8 protein-coding genes are annotated in these 6,425 nt (G+C 66.2%); 5 read left to right on the top strand and 3 right to left on the bottom strand.

The window, feature by feature from the left end:
* Positions 1-122 precede the first annotated feature (122 nt).
* Positions 123-863, bottom strand: a complete 741-nt coding sequence (locus tag P3G67_RS35480; RefSeq protein WP_276097195.1) for a hypothetical protein — start codon at positions 861-863, stop codon at positions 123-125.
* Positions 864-998: 135 nt separating this feature from the next.
* The gene (locus P3G67_RS35485) at positions 999-2,303 is read right to left on the bottom strand and encodes a hypothetical protein (protein WP_276097196.1); all 1,305 of its coding nucleotides are present in this window, start codon (positions 2,301-2,303) and stop codon (positions 999-1,001) included.
* Between the two features lie 463 nt (positions 2,304-2,766).
* Between P3G67_RS35485 and P3G67_RS35490 the strand changes: the two genes are divergently transcribed.
* The 3 genes from P3G67_RS35490 (at position 2,767) to P3G67_RS35500 (ending at position 4,915) form a co-directional block, all read left to right on the top strand.
* A complete protein-coding gene (locus P3G67_RS35490; RefSeq protein ID WP_276097197.1) occupies positions 2,767-3,324 on the top strand; it encodes a hypothetical protein in 558 nt (185 codons plus the stop codon).
* Between the two features lie 226 nt (positions 3,325-3,550).
* A complete protein-coding gene (locus tag P3G67_RS35495; RefSeq protein ID WP_276097198.1) occupies positions 3,551-3,949 on the top strand; it encodes a hypothetical protein in 399 nt (132 codons plus the stop codon).
* A 3-nt stretch (positions 3,950-3,952) separates the two neighbouring features.
* Positions 3,953-4,915: a hypothetical protein gene (locus tag P3G67_RS35500; RefSeq protein WP_276097199.1), complete on the top strand. Its 963-nt coding sequence runs from the start codon at positions 3,953-3,955 to the stop codon at positions 4,913-4,915.
* A gap of 263 nt (positions 4,916-5,178) precedes the next feature.
* Here the strand turns inward: P3G67_RS35500 and P3G67_RS35505 are convergent, their stop codons facing one another.
* The gene (locus P3G67_RS35505) at positions 5,179-5,460 is read right to left on the bottom strand and encodes an integrase core domain-containing protein (RefSeq protein WP_276097200.1); all 282 of its coding nucleotides are present in this window, start codon (positions 5,458-5,460) and stop codon (positions 5,179-5,181) included.
* Between the two features lie 57 nt (positions 5,461-5,517).
* On the opposite strand from P3G67_RS35505, the gene P3G67_RS36290 reads away from it, so the two are divergent.
* Together P3G67_RS36290 and P3G67_RS35515 are read left to right on the top strand one after the other, a co-directional pair.
* Positions 5,518-6,123, top strand: a complete 606-nt coding sequence (locus P3G67_RS36290) for an integrase core domain-containing protein (RefSeq protein WP_391858424.1) — start codon at positions 5,518-5,520, stop codon at positions 6,121-6,123.
* A 16-nt stretch (positions 6,124-6,139) separates the two neighbouring features.
* Entirely contained in the window at positions 6,140-6,301 is a 162-nt protein-coding gene (locus P3G67_RS35515; RefSeq protein ID WP_276097201.1) for a hypothetical protein, read from the top strand.
* Positions 6,302-6,425: the final 124 nt, after the last annotated feature.

Consider the following 6,425-nt stretch of genomic DNA (forward strand, 5'->3'; position numbering starts at 1 on the left):
CCCCGCCATCTCGCTCCGACGCATCATCTGCGCTGGTCGTGGTGGCGACGCCTCAGCCAGACCCGAGCCCGCCGCAGCCACTACAAACGCCGAGGCCACACCCCATAACTGTGATTGCAGTACTAGTTCCTCAGGCTCTGCGTGATTCGTAGGAACTCGGCGTCAGTCATAAACGGGTCGTCGGCCCAGACGGTGATGGTGTATCCGTTCTGGGGCCACACTGCGGTCCGCGTCGGGTCGGGGCTCGGCGTCTTCTGTAGCCGGGCGGGGTGACCGTTGACGGATATTGGGGTCCCCTGTGTGGGGGTGGTCTCGCCGGTGATCACCGTGATGCTCACGGCTCCGGCCTGCCCACCCTTATCGCGGTTCCGTTGATAGGTGTAGGTCCATGTGGGTTTGGCACTCCTGGTGTACGGCGGGTCTGCGCGGTTGCCCAGGCCGATGACGTTGCCCGCAGGAGTGAAGCCGGACGGCAGGTATCGGGGGTAGGGGAAGTGCGCGTCGTCGAAGGGGATGATGCCCGAGCCGGTGACGGAGTCGGTGATCTTCCTGTCATCCACCGGATTGTCGAGGGAGGTGCTGGCTAGTCCGTCGTGCATGCCGTCGCACGGGCCGTAGGCATGTTGGAAATCGTGCCGTTTCCGCTTCAGAACGAGCGTGATGGTGTGGGCGGATTCGTGGGCTTCGAGGTCGGGTTTGTCCTCGCAGTCCGTCCATTCTATGGGGGTGGTGAGGCTGCGCCCGTTGTTGCTCATGAGTACGTCCCCCGGCACGGGCGCGTCGTGAATGTGCGAGTGGTCCCAGGCGACCCAGCCGGTCGCGGCCGCCGCGAGGCAGACCGACACGGCGCCGGCCCAGATCATGCGGCGTAAGCGTCGGGAGTTCTTCAAGGGCACGGTCGCATACTCCGTAGTTTCCCGGTGGATGGCTGGCGTTAAGCCTGCCATTGCGGAACCGAAGGGAGGAAGAGGCGGGTGGGTGCTCCACCCGCCGTCATATCAGTGGGTGACAAGCGTCCAGTTCATGTCGTGCAGTGTCTGGTAGATCGGGACGTAGTAGAGACCGTGAAAGCACCACGGCGTGCGGACCTGGCCGTCTGCCACGGTAGTTGCAGTTTCGTCTGCTGGGCAGGTAACCGTGGTATCGAAGGCAGTGAGAGTTCCGCGTGCTTCGTCGGTCGTGTAGTTGTTCGCGCCGGCGAAGACGGGGGCGCCGCTGTCGCCGTTGACTCCTGCGATGCCGTCCGGTGTCAGCGAGGTGGCGTAGGCGAGGTCGGTGATGGGACGCCAGAAACCTCCGACGCCGCTGGTTCCGATGTCAGTCTTTGCGATCTTTAGGTTGCAGTGGACACCGCCATTGGCACCGTCCTCGCACACGTAGTCGCCGACGTTGTTGTGGCCCCAGCCGGTGACCGGTTTCACGTCGTAGGTGCCCTCCTTCGCTGCCCCGTCGTACAGCCAGCCGCTGAGCTGGGGGGTCGGGAGGTGGATGCCCTGGACGTCGTCGCTCGTGTAGGCCTCGAAGTTGTCGGTCACGCCGACGGCGTCATTGCTGGCATAAGTCGACCAAAGGCCGTTGCCCCCGCCGCAGTGATAGGCGGTGGTGAGCATGTTCTCGCCCTTGTCGTTCTTGATACCGAAGCCACTGGAGCAGATACCGCCGGTGGGATTCCTCAGCGCGGAAGCTCCGGACCAGGGGTAGAAGTCCTGCTGCCTGTTGATCAACGAAGCGTTGGGGCTTGCGGCGGCAGGACGGCTGGCCGAGGCTGCGGGTGTCGCGGCCTCGGCGGGCGAAGCCTTGTAGCTCGCAGTGGTGTTGATGCCCGTCAGCCGGTCGGTGAGGGCCTTGACCTCGCGCGAACGGTCCTGGCGGGCAGCCGGTGCGAGGGAATCCCTTGGGGCGGCCGTGTCCGGACCGGGGGCATCGGCATAAGTAATGTCCAGGCCGCTGCCGTCGACGGCCCCACCGATGCTGGTGATACGGATCGGTGTGGCCGTGGACGGGATGCGGAGGTTTTCGGGTTTGCCACCGCGGAGCAACTTCTCGCGCGCCGCATGCAGTTCGGCCTTGGAGTAGCGAGCGGACACAACCGTGGCGGTGACGCCACTGGGCAAGTGCGCCAGGATGGCGGCAACCCGCCGAGGCGGGGTGCCCTTCCAATGCAGTCGCAGCTGGTTGTGGTCCGGGTCGACCTCGATCTCCGTAAAGCCCGGGATCTTCGCACGATCGAATTCGGAGAGGTTCTGTGTGATCGTCCCTGCGATCTTGTCGAGGACTTCCTGCCTCTGCTCCATGGCGAGCATCGCGGGGTCGGTGACGGCGTACGCCCTCGCGCCGCGACCTTCCGGGGGCTGGGTTAACGCGTTTGCCGAGGTCGAGGAGGCCAGTGGAATGGAAGCCATCAGTGCGGCAGCGGGGAGTGTTAACGCTGCCCGGCGGAGTCGTGTGACGGAGCCCTTCACGAACGCCCTCTCTGTGGATCTGCTGTGAGTAGCGCATATCCTGTGATTAGTGGTGTCATTGGGAAAGCAGGGAATGAGTCATTCCTCGGCCCGTTCGAGTCCAGCAGGCAACCAGCGCCCCTCCAAGGGACGCCACCCGCCACGTCCGCCTGCCGCCGCGCTGCGGCCGGCTGAGCGTCTGCCCGTGGACTCGCCCAAGGTTGAAAACTCCTCGTCAGCCCAGCCGCACGACGCGCCTAAAGGGTGCCGGACCGCCCGGTTCAGCGGGCGCGGGCCTCGTAGGGGGGAGGAGTCGCGGCCGCGGTTGGCGCGGGACTGCGCACCCCGGGCGCTGCTGTGGGACGCCGAGCAGGTCGACGCACATCTTGCCGGCGATCCAGTGCAGGCGCTGCCGACCGAGGACGACCTCGAGGACCTGTTCAGCCTTCAGGAAGCCGGCGCGCTGCTCGATCCTCCGGTCAGCCCGGCGAGTTGGGACGTCTTCCGACGCGATCCGGTCCTGCGCGAGGCCGCAGTGACGGTCGGGGGGAAGGCCGAGCGCCAGGTCGTCGACGGGGTGGAACGCGAAGTGATCGTCGGGGGAGTGGATCATCACCCGCGCCGCGCCATCCTCGCCTGGGACGCGAGCCGACCGGGACTGGGCACGGGTGGCGGACGCCCGTCCGGCAGCAAGGACACGAAGCCACGAGACCGCTCTCGCGACCCGCGGGTGCCCGCCATCGACGCCCGCAAGCAGCGCATCCGCAAGATGCTCGAAGACAGCAATGGGCAAGTGACTGCCGGCGAGGTAGCAGCCGCAGAGGGCATCTCTGAGCGTCAGGCTCTGCGAGACCTCAACGAAGTACGGGAAGCCACCGACTGAGCGGCGCGCACCGCCGCTGGCCGTGGTAGCTGGCTGTTGGTGGAACCTCGCGCCCTCTGCTGGCGCTCCGAGGGACCGGATCCGGCACTACTGTGCTGACGAGACGACTGGTCTGGGAGGGGCAACAGGGATGAATTATGAGCTATTGAGGGCAGTGGCCACGGCAGGCGGGACCGCGGTGGTGCGAGCCGCAGGAACAGACGCATGGCCAGGGCTTCGGCGGGTAATGGCCCGCTGGATTGGCCGGGGCAACGAGCAGCATGAGCAGGCTGTACTGAAGCGTCTGGACCGAACCGCGTCCGATCTGGAGACTGCAGAGGCGACAGAGGTTGAGCAGGTACGCACCCGTCAGCAGGCCATGTGGCAGGCCCGTATCGAACTAGCACTCGAAATTCTGAGCGACACCGAGCTGGAACAGGCCGTCGAAGATCTTCGCGAGCTGCTGGCCCCACATGTCCCCCCAGACGGAGGGGCCGTCGGCGGCGACAAGCGCATCAGCGCTGAGCAAGGCTCGATCTCAGTCAACGTCGTACACGGAGATATGAGCCTAGGCCGCCACACCGTCGGGCACACCTCTCCGGGACCGGAGAACGATCCGGACGACGACTGGCCGCGGGAGTCCTGATCCGTGGGCGACATTGCCAAGGGCGTCCTTGGGGGTGGATGGGCGCTGGTCGTCGGCTGGGTGCTACCCGCCGCACTCAATCTCGCGGTCTTCTTCCTCGCTATCGCCCCCAGCCTGCGGCGGACCGCAGCCATCGAGCGCATCTGGCCCGCCACGGCCGGTCAGACAGCCTTGCTACTCCTTTGTGCCGCCGTTCTCTTCGGCATCGTGCTCAATGCTCTCCAGACCCCCCTCTACCGGATCCTTGAGGGCTATCTGCTGTGGCCACGCAGCGCGTACGACCGTGGATGCCGGCGTCAGCGGGCCCGCAAAGAACGGATCGCTGAACTGATCACCTGCCCGGAGGGCCGTACTTCCGTACAGCGTGCACTCCTTAACGAACAGATGGCTCGCTACCCGACGGACGACGACCAGATCGCCCCAACTCGGCTCGGCAATGCGATCCGTCGCTTCGAGGAGTACGGCCACAACCGCTTCCGGCTTGATACACAGGTGCTGTGGAACGAGCTGAGCGCCGCCGCGCCCGAGCAGGCACGCCGCCAGGCGGAAACCTCACGTACCAACGTGGACTTCTTTGTGGCATTGCTGTACGGGCACGCGGTGGTGGCGGTGCTTGCACTCCTGGCCCTGGCATCAGCAGGGGCCGAACGGCCCCTGCTGGTCGTCACCGCCATCGCACTGTGTGCGCTCATTCCGCTGTGGTACCGCTCCGCCGTATACGCCACCGACGAGTGGGCCGCCGCAGTACGGGCAATGGTGAACTTGGGCCGCAAACCGCTGGCTGACGCGCTCGGACTCGTGCTGCCCAAGCAACTGGCTGAGGAACGCACCATGTGGCAGCTCGTCACCCGGATGTCCCGACGTCCCTACCGGGACGCGGCAGACACGGCCTTCGCACCGTACCGAGCCGCGCCACCAGATTCGAACAGCCAGCTGCATCCGCCCGCTCCCGGCCCGGGTGAGTGATGCATGCCGCGCTGGTGTCCCTCAACAGGAGCCACGCGTACCCCGGAGAGCGCACGGTTGGAACACTGCCGCCCCCAGTCGTGCTCCTCTACGGACCAGGCGCGCGCGACGTCATTTGGCGATGAGAGCGGGAGTCATCTCTATGACGGCCAGGTCGATGTTCACGACTACGGGAGGCACCCCGCCGCCCCTCCGATCCGACCGCTCTGTCGGCGCTCGCCGATGGCGGCTGCGTCAATCCCCTGGATTCGTAGAGACGTTGGTTATGCGGCCCGGCTTTGCTGATTGGTCCGGGCTCGCGCTTCCTGGATGATCCGTTCGAACTCGGCGGGCGGTTGCCCATCGGCCGCGCTGTGGCGGCGCTTGGTGTTGTAGAAGTCCGCGATCCACGTTGCGGTCTTCAACCGAGCCTCGGCGCGGGTGGCGAACGTGTGCCGGTGGACGTACTCGACCTTGAGGACCGAGTGGAACGACTCCGCGGCGGCGTTGTCCAGGGCAGAGCCGACTCGCCCCATCGACTGCACAACGCCCCACCTGCCGCACATTTGCTGGAACGCCCCGGAGGTGTATTCGCTGCCGCGGTCTACGGGGTCCCCTCGGAGATGCTGACGGACAACGGCAAGCAGTTCACCGGCCGCTACTCCAAGCCCCTTCCCACCGAGGTCATGTTCGAGCGCGTATGCCGCGAGAACGGTATCAACCAGCGGCTGACCAAGCCCAGGTCACCGACCACGACCGGAAAAGTCGAACGGTTCCACAAGACCCTGCGTCGCGAGATGCTCGACCACTCCGGGCCCTTCGCCGACCCGGTCGCGGCCCAGACCGCGATCGACGCCTGGGTCCATGGCTACAACCACACCCGGCCCCACCAGTCGCTGGAGATGGCCACACCAGCCCAGGTCTTCCGCCCGCACACCCTCCCCGCCGACGCACCGGAGACCACGCAAGCCGCGGCAGCCGAGCCAAGGCCGTCCGAACCGATGCGACTGCCGGTGCTTCCGCCGCCAAGGTCGTCCGAGGACGACCTCCCGCTTCAGGCCGTGGAGTTCGAGGCGGTAATCAGCCCCGGTCGGCACGTGATGCTGCCACAGGCGCGGAGCCTGAAGTTCAGCCCGACCCTGGTCGGCCGGACCGTCACCGTCTGGGTCAGCCACCGCACCGTCCACGTCGTCCTCGACGGGCAACTGATCAGTCTTCACCGACGCTGACCTGCAAGGACTGGTCATGCGGGGCGGACGGCTCGGCGGACCCGAACCCCAGGGCGGCGTCAGCGCGGACAAGCCCCTGGCACCCGCGACTGTCGTCGAAGTCGATCGCAAGGCGACCAAGGACGGCGTGGTCTCGCTCGGGCAGACGCCCGCCGCCCTCGGCACCGAGCTCATCTGACGAATCTGCTAGCGATCACTAGGTGGATGATGCGTTGACCTGCGGATCTAGTGATCGTCATAGGACTTTCGCTGTGGCGTGTCTCGGTTCTGAGCTGGAGCTTCCGAGGATCTTTGAGATCCGA

This window comes from Streptomyces silvisoli, assembly GCF_029269905.1.
Classification (GTDB): Bacteria; Actinomycetota; Actinomycetes; order Streptomycetales; family Streptomycetaceae; genus Streptantibioticus_A; species Streptantibioticus_A silvisoli_A.

Excerpts from the sequence above, each read along its gene's own strand:
- P3G67_RS35480 (WP_276097195.1), bottom strand. The coding sequence starts at position 863 with ATGATCTGGGCCGGCGCCGTGTCGGTCTGCCTCGCGGCGGCCGCGACC.
- P3G67_RS35485 (WP_276097196.1), bottom strand. The coding sequence starts at position 2,303 with ATGCTCGCCATGGAGCAGAGGCAGGAAGTCCTCGACAAGATCGCAGGG.
- P3G67_RS35495 (WP_276097198.1), top strand. The coding sequence starts at position 3,551 with ATGGCCCGCTGGATTGGCCGGGGCAACGAGCAGCATGAGCAGGCTGTA.
- P3G67_RS35505 (WP_276097200.1), bottom strand. The coding sequence starts at position 5,460 with ATGTGCGGCAGGTGGGGCGTTGTGCAGTCGATGGGGCGAGTCGGCTCT.
- P3G67_RS36290 (WP_391858424.1), top strand. The coding sequence starts at position 5,518 with ATGCTGACGGACAACGGCAAGCAGTTCACCGGCCGCTACTCCAAGCCC.
- P3G67_RS35515 (WP_276097201.1), top strand. The coding sequence starts at position 6,140 with ATGCGGGGCGGACGGCTCGGCGGACCCGAACCCCAGGGCGGCGTCAGC.